Source organism: Ruegeria sp. CK2 (genome assembly GCF_056536585.1).
The window spans coordinates 78885-96399 of sequence record NZ_JBQFPW010000007.1 but is presented as its reverse complement, the minus strand read 5'-3'; the positions used below and the strand labels follow the sequence as shown (position 1 = coordinate 96399).

At 56.9% G+C, this 17515-nt stretch carries 15 protein-coding genes; 8 read left to right on the top strand and 7 right to left on the bottom strand.

The window, feature by feature from the left end; translation table 11 throughout:
- Positions 1-120: 120 nt before the first annotated feature.
- The 4 genes from hutU to hutI are packed head-to-tail and all read right to left on the bottom strand — an operon-like array spanning position 121 to position 5337.
- Positions 121-1803 (bottom strand): urocanate hydratase, encoded by a 1683-nt coding sequence (hutU, locus tag ACR0BU_RS12635; protein ID WP_480737661.1) that lies wholly within the window; start codon positions 1801-1803, stop codon positions 121-123.
- The gene (hutG, locus tag ACR0BU_RS12630; protein WP_480737659.1) at positions 1800-2594 is read right to left on the bottom strand and encodes an N-formylglutamate deformylase; all 795 of its coding nucleotides are present in this window, start codon (positions 2592-2594) and stop codon (positions 1800-1802) included. The genes hutU and hutG overlap by 4 nt, the downstream gene beginning before the upstream one ends.
- Entirely contained in the window at positions 2591-4129 is a 1539-nt protein-coding gene (gene hutH / locus ACR0BU_RS12625) for a histidine ammonia-lyase (protein WP_299890271.1), read from the bottom strand. The genes hutG and hutH overlap by 4 nt, the downstream gene beginning before the upstream one ends.
- On the bottom strand, positions 4126-5337 hold the full coding sequence (gene hutI / locus ACR0BU_RS12620) for an imidazolonepropionase (RefSeq protein WP_480737658.1): 1212 nt from the start codon (positions 5335-5337) through the stop codon (positions 4126-4128). The genes hutH and hutI overlap by 4 nt, the downstream gene beginning before the upstream one ends.
- A gap of 81 nt (positions 5338-5418) precedes the next feature.
- On the opposite strand from hutI, the gene ACR0BU_RS12615 reads away from it, so the two are divergent.
- Entirely contained in the window at positions 5419-6783 is a 1365-nt protein-coding gene (locus ACR0BU_RS12615; protein ID WP_480737657.1) for a formimidoylglutamate deiminase, read from the top strand.
- 80 nt (positions 6784-6863) lie between these two features.
- A complete protein-coding gene (locus tag ACR0BU_RS12610; RefSeq protein ID WP_480737655.1) occupies positions 6864-7565 on the top strand; it encodes a GntR family transcriptional regulator in 702 nt (233 codons plus the stop codon).
- Positions 7566-7619: 54 nt separating this feature from the next.
- Here the strand turns inward: ACR0BU_RS12610 and phnY are convergent, their stop codons facing one another.
- Both phnY and ACR0BU_RS12600 read right to left on the bottom strand, forming a co-directional pair.
- A complete protein-coding gene (gene phnY / locus ACR0BU_RS12605) occupies positions 7620-9065 on the bottom strand; it encodes a phosphonoacetaldehyde dehydrogenase (RefSeq protein WP_480737653.1) in 1446 nt (481 codons plus the stop codon).
- A gap of 147 nt (positions 9066-9212) precedes the next feature.
- Entirely contained in the window at positions 9213-9830 is a 618-nt protein-coding gene (locus ACR0BU_RS12600) for a TetR/AcrR family transcriptional regulator (protein ID WP_299080364.1), read from the bottom strand.
- 201 nt (positions 9831-10031) lie between these two features.
- Here ACR0BU_RS12600 and ACR0BU_RS12595 point away from each other — a divergent pair, with 201 nt between their 5' ends.
- From ACR0BU_RS12595 to mtnA, 5 genes are all read left to right on the top strand, one after another.
- Positions 10032-10961 (top strand): AEC family transporter, encoded by a 930-nt coding sequence (locus tag ACR0BU_RS12595; RefSeq protein WP_298935111.1) that lies wholly within the window; start codon positions 10032-10034, stop codon positions 10959-10961.
- A gap of 104 nt (positions 10962-11065) precedes the next feature.
- Positions 11066-11899 (top strand): S-formylglutathione hydrolase, encoded by an 834-nt coding sequence (gene fghA, locus ACR0BU_RS12590; protein ID WP_480737651.1) that lies wholly within the window; start codon positions 11066-11068, stop codon positions 11897-11899.
- A 3-nt stretch (positions 11900-11902) separates the two neighbouring features.
- The gene (gene sthA, locus ACR0BU_RS12585; RefSeq protein ID WP_300069963.1) at positions 11903-13360 is read left to right on the top strand and encodes a Si-specific NAD(P)(+) transhydrogenase; all 1458 of its coding nucleotides are present in this window, start codon (positions 11903-11905) and stop codon (positions 13358-13360) included.
- Positions 13357-13812 (top strand): YaiI/YqxD family protein, encoded by a 456-nt coding sequence (locus ACR0BU_RS12580; protein ID WP_299080375.1) that lies wholly within the window; start codon positions 13357-13359, stop codon positions 13810-13812. The genes sthA and ACR0BU_RS12580 overlap by 4 nt, the downstream gene beginning before the upstream one ends.
- A gap of 118 nt (positions 13813-13930) precedes the next feature.
- Complete coding sequence (gene mtnA / locus ACR0BU_RS12575; RefSeq protein ID WP_480737649.1) at positions 13931-15025, top strand: S-methyl-5-thioribose-1-phosphate isomerase; 1095 nt, start codon at positions 13931-13933, stop codon at positions 15023-15025.
- A 14-nt stretch (positions 15026-15039) separates the two neighbouring features.
- Here mtnA and ACR0BU_RS12570 read toward each other — a convergent pair whose 3' ends face one another.
- Positions 15040-16278 carry an MFS transporter gene (locus ACR0BU_RS12570; RefSeq protein WP_480737647.1) on the bottom strand — a complete coding sequence of 413 codons (1239 nt, stop codon included), beginning with the start codon at positions 16276-16278 and terminating at the stop codon, positions 15040-15042.
- Between the two features lie 149 nt (positions 16279-16427).
- Between ACR0BU_RS12570 and zapE the strand changes: the two genes are divergently transcribed.
- Positions 16428-17486, top strand: coding sequence for a cell division protein ZapE (zapE, locus tag ACR0BU_RS12565; protein ID WP_480737646.1), 1059 nt, complete (start codon positions 16428-16430; stop codon positions 17484-17486).
- Positions 17487-17515: the final 29 nt, after the last annotated feature.

Sequence of the window (17515 nt, the reverse complement as noted above, 5' to 3'; positions counted from 1 at the left end):
GCGTATCCGATAGAGTTTAAATCCGAAACCGGAAATTTCGACGTTAGCGCTAAGTTAAGCTGGCAAATCCATAGATGGCAGGAAACGCCCGGAGTGCATCAGGCATTCCGGGCGATTTGGTCACCCAAGGATGCCCGGCAGGCGCAAACCGTGTTCCCGGGCGCAATCTTTGGCGATGTCGTAACCTGCGTCCGCATGGCGCCAAACCCCTGAGGCGGGATCGTTCCACAAAACCCGCTCCAACCGTTTGGCGGCGGCGTCGGTTCCGTCTGCACAGATCACCACGCCCGCATGTTGGCTGAACCCCATGCCAACGCCACCGCCATGATGCAGCGACACCCAGGTTGCGCCAGAGGCTGTATTGACCAAGGCATTCAGGAGCGGCCAGTCAGAAACAGCATCCGAGCCATCTTTCATCGCTTCGGTCTCGCGATTGGGCGAGGCGACCGAGCCACTGTCCAGATGATCCCGCCCGATGACAACGGGGGCTTTCAACTCGCCAGTGCGCACCATTTCATTGAACGCCAACCCCGCTTTGTGGCGGTCACCCAACCCGATCCAGCAGATCCGCGCGGGCAGACCCTGAAACGCGATGCGGTCCCGCGCCATCTTCAACCAGTTATGCAGGTGAGCGTTCTCGGGGAATAATTCCTTCATTTTGGCGTCGGTCTTGTAGATATCTTCTGGGTCGCCTGAAAGGGCGCACCAGCGGAACGGGCCAACACCTCTACAAAACAGCGGGCGGATATAGGCGGGCACAAAGCCGGGGAAGGCAAAGGCATTCTCCAGTCCCTCATCCTGCGCCACCTGTCGGATATTGTTGCCATAATCCAACGTCGGCACACCCACGTTCCAGAAGTCCACCATCGCAGAAACATGCTGTTTCATCGAGGCGCGCGCGGCTTTTTCAACCGATTTCGGATCGCTTTCGCGCTTGTCTTTCCATTGCGCCATGGTCCAACCCAACGGAAGATACCCGTTCACCGGATCATGGGCCGAGGTTTGGTCGGTAACGATATCGGGCCGCATCCCGCCCGCCTGCATCCGGTTATAGATTTCCGGGAAAATTTCAGCCGCGTTGCCCAGCAGACCCACCGACTTTGCCTCGCCCGCCTTGGTCCAACGGTCGATCAACTCAAGGGCTTCGTCCAGCGTTTCGGCTTTTTCATCAAGGTACTTGGTGCGCAGCCGGAAATCGATGCTGTCGGGGTTGCACTCAACGGCCAGACAGCAGGCCCCGGCGAATACGGCGGCCAGCGGTTGCGCACCGCCCATGCCGCCCAAGCCTCCGGTCAGGATCCATTTCCCAGTCAGGTCACAATCATAATGCTGTCGCCCGGCTTCGGCAAAGGTCTCATAAGTGCCCTGCACGATGCCTTGCGTTCCGATATAGATCCACGAACCCGCCGTCATCTGGCCGTACATCATCAGGCCCTTCTTATCGAGCTCATTGAAGTGGTCCCAGTTGGCCCAATGCGGCACAAGGTTAGAGTTCGCAATCAGCACGCGGGGCGCGTCTGAGTGGGTTCGGACAATGGCGACGGGCTTGCCGGACTGAACCACCAGCGTTTCGTCGTCTTCCAACTCTTTCAGACTGGCGACAATCGTATCAAAATCCTTCCACGTCCGCGCAGCGCGGCCAATGCCACCATAGACCACCAGCTCATGCGGGTTCTCGGCCACATCAGGATGAAGGTTGTTCATCAGCATCCGCATCGGCGCTTCGGTCATCCAGCTTTTGGCATTCAGTTCCGGGCCAGTGGGTGGATAAACGTGACGGGTGTTTTTGCGAGGATCGGTCATGGGGCAAGCTCCAATGCTGTATCTTGGATGGCGTCCAGAATGTCGGTGAGCCAGCGGCGCAGGCGGGTGGCTTTTTCTAGATCATAAGTCCAGGGCGGGGCCTCTGCGGTCAGATAAGTGGATTGGGCCAGCTCCATCTGAATAGCGTGGATACCCTCGGATGGGCGACCATAGTGTCGCGTGGTCCAGCCTCCTCGAAAACGCCCGTTCAAGACCGTGCTGTAGGGCGATGAGGCAGCAAACTCATGGGCAATGGTCTCGATGTCCGGCGCACAAGTGGCACCACCGTCTGTGCCAATATTCATATCTGGCAGTTTACCGTCGAACAGGAAGGGAATGCGGCTGCGGATTGAATGACAGTCATAAAGCACCGCAGTCCCATGGATCGCTCTCACACGCTCCAGCTCTGCTTCAAGTGCTGTATGATACGGGCTGTGGAACGCATCGCGCCGATCTGAGATATCCTGCTCCGAAGGAGGAACATCCCAGATGTCCCGCCCGTCAAAATCGGTCAAAGGCACCAGTGTCGTCGTGTTCTGCCCAGGATAAAGCGACACACCTGAGGGGTCACGATTCGCGTCGATCACATAGCGGTGGAACATCGCCCTGACCGTCGTCGTATCCGCCAAAAGGCCATCGTAAAGACTGTGAATATGCCAATCCGTATCCGTCAGCTCCTTGCCACGGGCGTTCAGTTTGGCCTTGATCACAGGCGGCACATAAGTACCGGTGTGCGGTAGGCCAAGAACCACTGGGCCGGTGCCCCGTGTGATTTCGACGGGGTTCGTCATGCGCCAAGATCCGGCATGGTGATCCCCGTGCCTTGGGCAATCTCGCCGCTGCCAATCAGGGTCGCGGCGGCCTCGATATCCGGGGCGACATAACGGTCATCTTCCAGAACTGGAACAACCGCGCGCAGGCGAGCCATAACGCCCTGCAGCGCGTCGCTGGTTGGCAAAGGTGAGCGAAATTCGACACCTTGTGTGGCGCAAAGCAGCTCGACCCCCAGAATGCGTTCTAAATTGGTCACCATCTGCCCCAACCGGCGGGCACCATGGGCAGCCATGGACACATGGTCCTCTTGATTGGCCGAGGTTGGCGTACTGTCAGTGACGCAGGGATTGGCCAGATGCTTGTTCTCGCTCATCAGCGCGGCAGTGGTCACCTCGGCGATCATATAGCCTGAATTCAACCCGGGGTTGGGGGTCAGGAAAGGCGGCAGATCAAAGCTCAGCACCGGATCAACGATCAGGGCAATGCGCCGCTGCGCGATAGCTCCGATTTCTGCCAGGGCCAGCGCGATCATATCGGCGGCAAAACCCACCGGCTCGGCGTGGAAGTTCCCGCCCGATACGATCAGCCCCGCTTTGGACAAGACCAGAGGATTGTCCGTGGCCGCATTGGCTTCAATCTCAAGCGTTGTCGCCGCTTGACGCAAAACATCCATCGCTGCACCGACGACCTGAGGCTGGCAGCGAATGCAATAGGGATCCTGCACGCGTGTATCGCCGTCCCGATGGCTTTCACGGATAACAGATCCGGCCAGGAGGGCACGCATGGTTGCCCCGGCTTCGATCTGACCGCGATGACCGCGCAAGCTGTGAATCTCGGGCTGCAGCGGAGCAGTTGAGCCCATAATCGCATCGGTGGTCAGGGCCGAGGTGACCAGAGCGCTTTGCGCCGCCTGCCAGGCTCCAAACAGACCGGCCAACGCAAAAGCGGTGGAGAACTGCGTACCATTGATCAGCGCCAGCCCTTCCTTGGGGCCCAGTTCAACCGGGTTCAAACCAGCTGCCGCTAGGGCCGCGTCGCCGGGCATCACGTTACCTTTGAACTCGGCCTCTCCAGCACCCATCATGACAGCAGCCATATGCGAAAGGGGCGCCAGATCACCCGAAGCCCCAACCGAGCCCTGCGCCGGGATCACGGGCGTAACGCCTTTGGCTAGCATTGCCTCTAGAAGGTCAATCAATTCCAACCGTACACCTGATGCACCACGCCCAAGGCTGAGCAGCTTTAACACCATCATCAATCGCGCATGTGCACGCGGGATCGCTGGCCCAACACCACAGCAATGGCTGAGGATCAGGTTGCGCTGCAGGGTCGCAGTATCCTCGGGTGCGATCTTGACGCTGGCCAGTTTGCCAAAGCCAGTATTGACGCCGTAGACCGCCGCATCGCCAGCTGCTGCGGCGGCGATGCTTTGATGCGCAGCCTCAATCGCAGGGCGGCAAGTCGCATCCAAACGCACGGCGCATTCTTTGCGGAATACCTGTTCAAGTTGCTGTAAAGAAACAGTGCCGGGGGTCAGCGTCAGACTTGTCACAGATCACCTCCGGTAATGCGGGTATGCAACGGATTAAAGCCAATGCGATACGACAGTTCGGCCGGGTGGGTTACGTTCCAAACGGCCAGATCGGCGCGCAAACCCGGGGCGATCTGACCGCAATCTGACAGACCCAAGGCGCGAGCCGCGTGGGCCGTGACTCCTTGCAAGGCTTCTTCGGGCGTCATACGAAACAGCGTGCATCCCATATTCATAGCCAAAAGCAATGAGGTCATCGGAGCCGATCCCGGGTTGCAATCCGTGGCCAACGCCATGGGCACGCCTGCTGCTCGCAGCAGATCAATTGGCGGTGCCTGTGTTTCGCGCAACGTGTAGAAAGCACCCGGAAGGATCACGGCAACGGTGCCTGCTTTGGCCATGGCGTCAACGTCGTCCTGATCGAGATATTCGATGTGATCCGCTGACAATGCGCCGTAGTTCGCTGCCAGTTTCGCCCCACCCAGGTTCGATAGTTGCTCGGCGTGCAGTTTGACAGGTAGTCCCAGTTCTTTGGCAACCTCGAACAGCGGCACCAATTGCTCGGGCAAGAACGCGATGCCTTCGCAGAACGCGTCCACGGCATCCACTAACCCCTGCGCATGAGCCTCTTTCAGTGTCGGGATGCACACCTCAGCGATATACGCCTCTGCCCTGCCATTGAATTCGTCGGGCACAGCATGCGCGCCAAGAAAGCTGGTCACGACACGGATGGGACGATGGCTCGGCAAGGCCCGTGCGGCGCGAAGCATGGTCAACTCGGTATCCCGGTCCAAACCATAGCCGGATTTGACCTCTATGACCGACACACCTTCGGCCAGCATCGCATCGACACGCGGCAGGGCCTGCGCGATCAGGTCGTCTACACTGGCTGCGCGCGTGGCTTTCACGGTCGAGATGATACCACCGCCAGCGCGCGCCACCTCTTCGTAACTGGCCCCGTTCAGGCGCATCTCGAACTCAACGGCGCGGTGGCTGCCGTGGACCACGTGTGTGTGACAGTCGATCAGCGCAGGCGTCACCAAACGCCCTTCCAGCGCGATTCGGGGTCGATCCGCATATTTGTCCGGTAGGTCTTCTTGGGGCCCAACCCAGACGATACGCTCATTCTCAACCGCTATCGCCGCACGCTCAATCAGCCCGTAGGGCACCGACCCGCCGATCATCGTCGCGGCGTTCAGATCTGAAAATACGCGAACTTGCGTCTGCATTCGACTCAGAGCCCCTCTGCAATTCTCTCTTTTCTAGTACAAATCATTATGTAATATGTCTATGCATAAAATGAGGTAAAAATGTCTGCCATCTTCGCAAAGCACGCCCTGCTGGATACGGGCTGGGTGACCAACCTGCGGTTAGAAATCGATGCTGGGCACATTTCGTCCCTGCAAAAAGACAGCGTGGCGCAACCCGGAGATATCACGGCGGACACGTTGTTACCGGCAATGGCCAATCTTCATAGCCACGCGTTTCAACGGGCAATGGCCGGGATGACGGAACACCGCATGGTCGGGCGCGACAGTTTCTGGACCTGGCGAGAGCTGATGTATCGCTTTACCGCTCACCTGAACCCCGATCAGATCCAGACGATTGCGGCGCTGGTCTACATGGAAATGCAGGAGGCTGGGTTTGCATCGGTCGGCGAGTTTCACTACCTCCATCACCAACCCGACGGCACACCTTATGATCGGTTGGGCGAGTTGTCGGACCGGATCATGGCCGCCGCAGCCGAGACCGGGATTGGCCTGACTCATTTGCCGGTTCTCTACACCTATTCGGGCGCGCACGAAAAACCACTGGAAGCTGCTCAGAAACGCTTTGGCAACAACGTCAGCCGTTTTTGTGTGCTGGTCGACCAGGCCAAAGATGCTCTCTCATCCCTGCCCAAGGATTGTCGGCTTGGGATTGCACCCCATTCCTTGCGAGCCACCTCGCCGCACGACCTGGCTGCCGTCTTAAAGACCCATTCGGCGGGGCCCATTCATATCCATATTGCTGAGCAACCTAAAGAAGTTGCGGAAATTGAAGCAGAGCTGGGTGCGCGACCCGTCGAATGGCTGCTGAACAATGCCCCCGTCAATTCTAAGTGGTGCCTGATCCACGCTACCCACATGACCGACCGTGAAACTCAAAACATGGCTGCCAGCGGTGCGGTCGCCGGGTTGTGCCCGATCACCGAGGCAAATCTTGGCGACGGTCCCTTTAACGGTGCAAACTATCTTATGTCAGGCGGGGCGTTTGGCATCGGGTCCGATTCTAATGTTCTGATCTCATTGACCGAAGAACTGCGCATGCTTGAATATTCGCAGCGGCTGCGGGATCTGTCGCGAAACGTAATGGTTCGTGGCGAAGGATCTGTCGGGCACTCGCTCTATTGCGGGGCAGCTATTGGAGGCGCGCAGGCTTTGGGTCGGTCCGCAGGACAGATCGCAGAAGGCATGCTGGCTGATCTGGTTGCTATCGACAGTCGGGATCAATCCTTGTGTTGCCTAAAACCCGAACAGCTTCTGGATGGTTTTGTCTTTGCCGCAAGGGGTCACGTGGTAACGGACCTGTGGTCGGCCGGCCGTCATCGTGTCAAAGAGGGCCGGCATGTTGACCGAGACAGGATCGTTGCCCGATACAGGACGGTGATGACCCATCTGATGGCTTGCCTCTAAATGGTGCAATCAATCCTTTGCACACGCCCTATTTCCCGACATATTAATAATATGTCTACTATTATAAGCAAGAACCACACGTGACAGAGCCAAAGAGTATCGGATTCCAGGGTATCCGTGACGAAGTCATCGAGCGCATCCAGACACGGGTGTGGCCGCAAGGCAGCCTGCTTCCGACCGAGTTAGAACTGGCCGCCGAGTTTGGTTGTGCCAGGGCAACCGTAAACCGGGCGCTACGCGAACTGGCTGAACAAGGTATCGTGACCCGCAAACGCAAAGGCGGGACACGGGTTGTTACGACGCCGGTGAAACAGGCCAAGTTGCCCATCACTGTTGTGCGTCAAACCATCGAAGACATGAACGCGCAATACCGTTACGCTCTTGTGAGCCGGACGCTGATTGACTGCCCGGCCTGGTTGCAGGCAAAGCTTGGAATCCCCGAAGGGGCAAAGGTGCTGCGTCTGCAATGCATGCATCACGCCGACAACCGCCCTTTTCAGTTCGAAGAACGCTGGATCAACGTCAGCGCGGTTCCACATGTGGTGGCTGAGGATTTTCTGACCGTTAGTCCAAATGAATGGTTGTTGGCCGAAGTGCCCTTTTCAAACGCGGAAATCTCATTTTCCGCTGTTCCCGCCGAAGGGCAGCTGCAAGATTTTTTGTCGGTCTCATCAGGAACGCCTTTGTTTCAGTTGGAACGCACAACATGGTTCCGAAACGATCCCGTGACATTTGTGCGCATGACCTTTCACCAGGGATATCGGATGCGGACAACGTATTAATTTTGTCGAAGCGGCATCAACCTCACGGCATTTGATCTGGCCGGACCCGTAACCTTACTCTGGCCAGGGAAGTGAGTAGCATTTAACGTTGGTGAAGAACTTCATCGCCTCGATGACGCCTTCCTTGACACCATTGCCGCTGTCCTTGATGCCGCCGAACGGAGACATCTCGGTGCGGTATCCGGGTTGTTCCCAGATGTTGCAGGTGCCGACATCGAGACCATTGATAAAAGCAATCGCGCGGTTCAGGTCGTTGGTACAAACGCCGGATGACAAGCCAAATGCCGTCCCGTTTGAAATCGCCATCACCGCCTGATCATCGTCGGGGACGCGGACAATCGGAATTACCGGACCAAAGGTCTCTTCCATCACCAACTCATTATCATGAGGAACTTTATCGACAACAACCGGGGGCAACAGCGCGCCCTGACGACCCGGATGGTACAGGATTTCAGCCCCCCGCGCAGCCGCATCAGTCACGCGCTTGTCGAACAACGCGGCAGCTTCGGCGTGGATCACACATCCCAGCTGAGTTTCGGGGTTTTGTGGATCGCCAAAACGGATGGCTTTGGCTTTCTCCAAAACCATCGGCGCAAACCTGTCAGCGACACTTTCCTGAACCAAAATACGTTTGATCGCGGTACAGCGTTGACCTGAGTTGCCGGTTGCCCCCGCCACTGCGATGGCAGCAGCCCGTTCCAAGTCTGCATCATCAAGATCGTCTAATACGATCAATGGATCGTTTCCGCCCAACTCTAAGGCCTGACGCTTGTAACCGGCTTTGGAAGCGATCAGTTTACCGATAGGAACACCACCAGTGAAAGTGATGATATCGATGTAATCGTTCGTAATCATCTCGTCACCAATGTCATCTGGCCAACCAGTAACCACCTGGAACATCTCGGGCGGCAAGCCCGCCTCGTATAGGATATCGGCCAGTGCCAGCGCCGTCAGAGGCGTCAACTCGGTGGGCTTGCAGACCATACAATTGTTCGTGGCAATCGACGGCGCAATCTTGTGGCTAACCATATTCAATGGGTGATTGAAGGGGGTAATGGCGCTGATGGCCTTAACCGGTTCGCGTTTGGTGAATATCTTTCGGGCCTTGCCGTTTTGGGTCAGGTCGCAGGAATAAACCTGGCCATCGTCAACAAGCGCTTGCGACGCGGCAAACTGAAAAACATCTTCCGCGCGCTTTGTCTCATGGACGGCATGTTGGTGGCAGATGCCCAGCTCTAACGTCAGCCACTTGTCCAGATACGCGCGCCTCTCTCCGATCAGTTCGGCTGTCCGCTGCAATATCTGGCTGCGTTCGAACCGGGTCAGACCAGAGGTGTAGTTGGCAGCAATTTCAAACGCCTGTTGTGCATGTTCAGCCTTGCCCGCGGGAACTGTGCCAATCACTTCGTTAGTATAGGGATAGTGAACAGGAATGGTGTCTTCGGTGAAAACAACCTTTCCGCCAATGCGCATACCTTCGTTACGAATTTCGGCCGTCATTGCGCGTATGTCCTTACCTGAAAAACCAACCGCTGTTCGAGATCGAAAGCGTTTATTGGCTTTGTGTGCCGGGACAAAAATGATCAGATGGCCGTGCTTTTCAACAAGAAAATTGCCACCCAAGCCAATGCGCGCTACCCACTATAGTCAAACCCCGTAGCGCGCCATGAACATGTCGACCGCCTGCAACGCGACCTCACCTATCTCAGCTTCGGTAAAGCTGTTCTGGATTCCAAAGGCTGCGCGTGTCCAAATGCGCACTTTGCAAAGCTCCGAGAATTGTTCCGCCGCAATATGAACATCCTCGACCGCCAATTCGCCCTTGGCCACGGCCTTTTCCAGATACTCTGCCATCTGGCGCTGGCCGTTCTGAGGACCCGCCTCATAAAACGCTCGTCCCAATTCCGGGAATCTGTCGCGCTCGGCGACGCAGATACGAAACACCTGTTGGGCAAAATCGGACACAAGAAAACTGGTTAATTGCGTCGCAGCGATCGACAAAACCTCACGCGCGGGTTTGGTTTCGTCGATCATCGAGATGACCCGATCCGCCATGCGGCTGCATTCGGTTTGTGCTACTTCCATGAACAACAAGCGTTTGTCGGGGAAATAACTGTAGAGCGTCGCTTTGGAGACTCCCGCCGCACGCGCGATGTCATCCACGCTTGCGCCTTCAAACCCATCCGCCATGAAAACCTCTCGGGCCCCGCGCAGAACCTGGTCGAATTTTCGGCCGGTGCGCAGGATGGCGGCGGTCTGGGTCATGTCATCTCCTCAGATTTTGAATGGATTGAGCTTATAAACCGATCAGTTCAGACACAAGGATTCTCAGCGAAATTCGGGCGGCTCACGCAGAGTTCATTATTTTGGTGGCCCAATTGCACCTTTGCACTAAGCCCACCAAATATATGGCACATCCGATCCGCGGCGGTTGCGCCAAGCACAATCCGTGTTAGGACGTTTCGCATGGTCGATATCTTTTTACGCACACTTCCTTTCTTTGCGATCATCGGCCTGGGATATTGGGCCGGGCGAACCCGGTTTTTTACCGCAGAAGCCACAGCATATCTCACAAAATTCGTTTTCTATTTTGCTCTCTCGGCGATGCTGTTTCGCTTTGCTTCCACGCTACCATTTGCCGAGATATTCAATGGCCGATTGATGCTGGGGTACCTGATCGGGACTGCTGCGGTTTACGCCTTGGCAACCTTCGTGGCCTGGATGCGGGGTCTCGACATACCCACCGCTGCGGTCGAGGCGCAATGTGCGGCGATTGGAAATGTCGGCTTTCTAGGCCTACCCATGCTGGCGCTGCTGTTTACCGAGGCTGCGATAGGGCCCGTCATGCTGGTGTTAACAGTGGATCTGGTGGTCTTTTCATCGCTTATCGTCATCCTGATCAATGGAGGTCGAGATGGAAAGCTGACACCTGCCACGTTTCGACTGATCGGGTTGGGCCTGCTAAAAAACCCGATGATAGTATCTATTTCCGCAGGCCTCATCTGGTCTGCATTTCAAGTGCCCGTTCCGGCACCTCTGAATAACTTCCTGACTATCCTTGGTGGCGCTGCGACGCCCGGCGCATTGTTCGCGATCGGTGCCTCGCTTGCCGGCAAGTCAGCGGAACGGGTCCAAGTCGCTGCCTGGCTTAGCTTTTGCAAACTGGTCATCCATCCGGCCTGCGTTGCTGTTGTTTTGATCTGGTTGATCCCTATCGATCCCTTCCCGGCAGCGGTTGCCATCGCAGCGGCTGCGTTGCCTGTTGCAGGCAATGTCTACATGCTGGCGGCGCATTACGGGATCGCACCACACCGTGCATCAGCAGCGATATTGTTGTCGACCATCGCCAGTATTTTGACAATTCCGCTGGTTATCGCTTGGGTTGGAACACCCTGATCGGCACCATTGCGAAAAAAGCCCGCCGCCCAAGACGCGCGGACTTTACGCGAGGACGTTGGATCGTTAGCCATATCGCGACACTAATGTAAGGACGATGCCTGATGGAAACCCTATCGGAAAATGCCTGTTTCGGTGGCGTGCAAGGCGTATACCGCCATGCCTCAGCTGCCTGCCAGTGCGACATGACCTTTGGTCTGTTTCTGCCAGTCGAGGCCAAGGATGGGCCGGTTCCAATCCTTTGGTATCTGTCGGGCCTAACTTGCACCCATGAAAACGCCATGACCAAAGCCGGGGCGCAGGCCTGGGCGGCCGAGCAAGGTATCGCCGTTGTTTTTTCAGACACATCGCCGCGCGGCGAAGGTGTTGCTGATCACGACGATTATGACCTGGGTCAGGGTGCCGGATTCTATGTCAACGCAACGCAGGGTCCCTGGGCCCCACATTTCAACATGTGGGACTATGTTGCCGAAGAACTGCCCGCATTACTGGTCGAAAACTTTGCGATAGACAGCGATCGTCAGGCGATCACCGGGCATTCCATGGGCGGGCACGGAGCGCTGACGCTGGCAATGAACCTGCCAGGACGGTTCCGCTCGGTCTCGGCCTTTGCGCCGATTTCCAACCCCACCGGCGCTGATTGGGGGCGCAAGCAGCTAAGCGCCTACCTGGGTGGGGATGAGGCACTTTGGGCCAAACACGACGCGTCGGTGATGATGAAACAGACCGGTTTTGACGGCCCGGTCCTGATCGACACAGGGGCCAATGACCAGTTTATCGATCTGTTGCGTCCCGAAGCGCTCGCCAACGCCATTGCCGAACGTCGCCAGCAAGCGATCTATCGTCTGCAACCCGGCTACGATCACTCGTATTTCTTTGTGTCCACGTTCATGGAAGACCACGTCACCTTCCACGCCGAGGCGCTATACGGAGACTAAGAGATGAGCGAGTATGACTATGACCTGATCATCATCGGCTCCGGCCCTTCGGGGCGAGCCGCGGCAATTCAGGCCGGCAAGCTGCAACGGCGTGTTCTGGTCATTGATCGTCAGGATCGGTTGGGGGGCGTTTCCGTCCACACGGGCACGATCCCGTCCAAAACACTTCGCGAAACTGTCCTGAACCTGTCGGGTTGGCGCGAGCGCAGTTTTTATGGCCGTTCTTACCGGGTCAAAGATCAAATCCGCGCCGAAGATCTGAAGGCCAGGCTGCATATGACACTCGACCACGAGGTCGACGTGTTAGAACATCAATTCAATCGAAACCATGTCGAAACCCTGAATGGCTTTGCTAAATTCATTGGACAGCACGAGGTCGAGGTGGCAACAGACGCCGGTGAATCAACGCGTCTGACAGCGGCCAAGTTTCTGATCGCGACCGGTACAAAGACCTATCGGCCGGATTACGTGCCCTTCAACGGCAAGACCATTGTTGACGGCGACACTTTTCTGGAAATGGCTGAAATCCCCCGCTCTCTCGTGGTGATCGGAGCCGGGGTGATCGGCGTTGAATATGCTACCATGTTCTCTGCCTTGGATGTGCGGGTCACGTTGATCGAACCACGTGATACCTTCCTCGATTTTATCGATAGCCGGTTGATCCATGATTTCACCCACCAAATCCGCGAAAACGGCGTAGATCTGCGATTGGGATCGGCCGTCGAAAAGATTGAAGACGCTGGCAGCCATGTTGAAGTCACATTGGACAATGGACGGCACGTTCGGGGCGAAATGCTGCTGTTTGCAGCCGGGCGCATGGGGGCTACGTCAGCTCTCAATCTGGATTCCGTTGGGCTGGAAACCGATCACCGCAACCGCATCAGTGTGGACCGCAAAACCTATCAGACAACGGTGCCGCATATCTATGCAACCGGTGATGTGATCGGGCACCCGTCGCTTGCGTCAACATCATTGCAGCAAGGTCGTGTGGCAGCTTGCCATGCGCTGGACACCCCGACATTGCCGGAAAGCCCATGGTACCCCTATGGGATTTATTCGGTGCCTGAAATTTCCACCTGCGGTATGTCCGAAGAAGAACTGCAGGAACGTGGCATCCCCTACGAAGTCGGCGTGGCACGATTTCGCGAAACCTCGCGCGGGCATATCATGGGGTTGGAACATGGCATGTTGAAAATGCTGTTCTCGTTGAAAACCCGACGGGTTCTGGGTGTGCAGATCGTGGGTGAGGGCGCGACCGAGCTGATCCATATTGCGCAGGCGGTGTTGAACCTGAAAGGCACTGTGGATTACTTCGTGCAGAACACGTTCAACTATCCGACCCTGGCAGAAGCCTATAAGATCGCCGGCCTAGACGCGTTCAATCGCATGCCGATCCCCGAAGAATTCAAGGTGCGCAAGAAAGCCGACGAACCCACCAAGAAAGAGGCCAAGAAAGCGTGACCACGCTCTACATCGACGGAGATGCCTGTCCCGTAAAGGCCGAGGCCGAGCGGGTGGCCACAAGGCACAAAGTGCCAATTGCGCTGGTCTCAAACGGTGGGCTGCGGCCTTCGGCCAATCCTTTGGTACAAGTCGTAATTGTCGCGGAAGGTGCAGATGAGGCAGATAAATGGATCGCGGACCGCTGCGGCACAGGTGATGTAGTGGTCACATCAGACATCCCTCTGGCGGCGAAATGTGTTGAATCCGGTGCGCGAGTCCTACGCCCGAATGGTGAGGCGTTCACACAGGCCAATATTGGCCAGCAGCTGGCGATGCGGGATCTTATGGCCGACCTGCGCGCAGCCAATCCGCTGGGTGCTGGCGGCGGCGGCAAACCCTTTGGCAAGGCTGACCGGTCCCGCTTTCTAGACGCATTGGAAAGGGAATTGCGAGCCTCGCAGCGCCAGTAGCAACCCTGCAAAAATCGTCAAATACCGGAATTTCTGGCGGCTTTCGCTTGCGTCTGATTGCGGCAACCTCAACACTCGCCCGGGACAACACAGCGGGTTTGAGCACGGAGCGTAGACTATGAAGGTGAAAAACGATCACTATCGGTCGATCTGGTGGGACAAAACGGCTGGTGAGGTTCGGATTATCGACCAGCGATGGCTACCGCATCAGTTTCGAATTGTGACCCTGAAATCCCTCGACGAATTCGCGACGGCAATCCGCGACATGTGGGTCAGGGGCGCGCCGTTGATCGGTGCGACCGCTGCCTTCGGAATCGCCGAACAAATGTCGCGAGACAGCTCGGACGCCGCGTTTGAAGCCGCTTACGACGTCCTGCACGCCACGCGACCCACAGCCATCAACCTCCGATGGGCGCTGGACAGGTGCCGCGCGGCACTGATGCCTCTGGCCGTCAGTGACCGTGTCGATCAGGCCTGGACCCTAGCACAGCACATCGCTGATGAAGATGTCGAGATCAATGCATCGATTGGCCGGCACGGTTTAGAGCTGATCAAGGAGATTGCAGCGCGCAAACCCAAGGGCGAACCAGTCCGCCTGCTGACCCACTGCAACGCGGGCTGGCTCGCAACGGTGGACTGGGGTACAGCAACTAGCCCTATGTATCACGCGCATGAGGCAGGTATTCCGGTCCACATCTGGGTCGATGAAACTCGGCCCCGCAATCAGGGGGCGCTGACCTCATGGGAACTGGGCGAGCACGGCATTCCGCATCGATATATCGTGGACAATGCGGGCGGGCATCTGATGCAGCACGGGCAAGTCGATGCGGTAATCACCGGCACCGACAGAACCACAGCGCAAGGGGATGTGTGCAACAAAATCGGCACATATCTGAAAGCACTTGCGGCCCACGACAACGGGGTACCGTTTTACGTCGCCCTACCATCGCCAACAATCGACTGGACCGTACGGGACGGCGTGGCCGAAATCCCGATCGAGGAACGCGATCAGCGCGAGGTGACTCATGTGATGGGCGTTGACGATCAGGGAACTGTCGAAGATGTGCGCGTTGCGCCGGACAGGACCGAGGGCGGCAATCCTGCCTTTGATGTCACCCCGAACCGGCTTGTTACAGGCCTAATCACCGAACGCGGCGTGTGCGACGCCTCGGCAAAGGGACTGTCCGCGCTGTTTCCCGACCGGGCGGGTTAACCAACGCTGACGGTTTATGCCGCCACCGTTGCGCCGCGGTTCTCGCGGATTGGCAGGTGAACGATCGCACTGAACGCACCGATGGCAACACCGATCCACCACACCGTGGTGTAGTCGCCATATTGGTCATACATGCGGCCACCCAACCAGACGCCCAAAAAACTGCCAACCTGATGGCTGAAGAAGATAATGCCGTAAAGTGTTCCCATGTAACGCAGACCGTAGAGATGCGCGACCAGACCAGATGTCAGAGGAACGGTTGCCAACCAAAGCGACCCCATGACCAGCGAGAAAGCAATCACCGAAAGTGGTGTAATCGGAAACACGATGAACAACGCCGCCGCAATTGTGCGCCCGGTGTAGACGGCCGCCAGCAGGTACTTCTTTGGGAAATGATTTCCTGCCCAACCTGCCAGTAAAGTGCCGCCAATATTGGCCAATCCAATCAATGAGATCGAGACGGCACCCAACGCGGATGTCGAGGTGATACCGATCGAATGCAGAACGCCCCCCGGTTGGATCGGACCACACATCTCGGTCACGAAGGCAGGAAAATGCGCGGTGATAAAGCCTAGCTGATACCCGCAACTGAAAAACCCCACGAAGATCAACGCATAGGACGGGTCGCGAATTGCTTTGCCCAAAATCTGGGCCATGCTTTCTTCCAGCTCGGCCTTGCTGACAGGCTGCGGTGCACGCATGAACGGCAGTGTCAGGACGAGTGCCAAAACCGCAATTGCAAAGACAATGAAGACTTGTTGCCAAGGCAGGAATGTCAGCAACCATTCCGCAATCGGAGCACCGAGAACCTGACCAAAGCTGCCGGCTGCGGTGACAATGGCAAGCGACATGGACCGGTTTTCGTCAGACGATGCCCGGCCCACCACGGCCAGAACCACGCCAAACCCGGTCCCGGCGATACCAAATCCGACAAGCCAGGCGTACATCTGGTGTTCAAACGGCGTAACGGACCACGCCGAAAGCACCATCCCTGCGGCATAGACCAACGCGCCCAGAACGATCGCGCGGCGATCGCCCACCTTTTCAGCGATTGCCGCAAAGATCGGCTGTCCAATCCCCCAAGCCAGGTTCTGAATCGCGATGGCCATCGAGAAATCGGTACGCAGCCAGCCGAATTCCTCCGCTATCGGGATCTGGAACACGCCGAATGAGCCACGCACAGCAAAGTTCACCGTGATGATGATGCAGGCGACAATCAGGATTGGATTCATCAGGCGAACGGATTGCGGCATTTGACCCTCGGGGCATTCGTATGATGGAAGTTACTGGTTTTGGTGAAGGCGTCAAATCAGCAGATTTGCGGTCACGGATAAGCAAATTTGATGCCTTGGGAGATTTGGCTGCTTTTCAAGTGGCAAGTCCAACGCTAAGGCTCAGACCTATGACGGATCTGATTTCGCTTTATGAGGCCCGCATCGCCGACGGATCATTGACCCGAGATGATGCGCAGGAGGCCGTTCTGCCGCATTTCGAGCGCATTCGAAAAGCATTGGCCGAACCGGTCAAACGCAGTCTCTTTCGCAAGGCTCCGCCTGCACCCGAAGGATTGTATCTGTGGGGCGGTGTTGGGCGTGGAAAATCCATGTTGATGGATATGTTCGTCGACAATTTGACAGACATTCCGGCAAGACGCGTTCATTTCCATGCGTTTATGCAGGAAATCCACGCCGGAATGCACAAGGCGCGACAGGACGGGGTCGAGGACGCTTTGGGACCCGTGGCGCAGGATGTCTTGAAATCCGTGCGTTTGCTGGCTTTTGATGAAATGCAAATCACCGATATCACTGATGCGATGATTGTCGGGCGCTTGTTCGATATGTTGCACAAGGGCGGCGTGGTGATAGTCACAACGTCCAACCGCCATCCGGACGGCTTGTACAAGGACGGCCTGAACCGACAACTGTTCCTGCCATTCATTGCTCATATCAAGGAACAACTTCAGGTTTGGGAACTGGTGTCACCCACCGATTATCGACAGAATCGGCTGGAAGGCGCACCGGTCTATTTTACTCCGATCGGCCCAGAGGCGCGTCAGAGTATTCGTAGTGTGTGGACGGATCTTGCGGGTGGTCCAGCTGATCCGCTGGTGCTGCAGGTCAAGGGGCGTGCCGTTGAATTGCCCCAATTCCGCAACGGAGTGGCACGCGCCTCGTTCTATGATCTGTGCGGACGTATGCTGGGGCCAGCCGATTACCTCGCCATCGCTGAAGAGGTGAAGGTTCTGGTCCTCGAGGATATCCCACGACTGTCCCGCAACAATTTTAACGAGGCCAAACGGTTCGTCACACTGATTGATGCGCTTTACGAAGGGAAAGTTCGCCTGATCTGTTCCGCCGCCGCCGAGCCAGAAATGCTCTATGTCGAAGGCGAAGGAACGTTTGAATTTGAAAGAACCGCCTCGCGCTTGCGGGAAATGCAGGATCAGGGCTGGGGAAAATAGGGACTCTGCCCTCGCCGCCATAGGTGGGC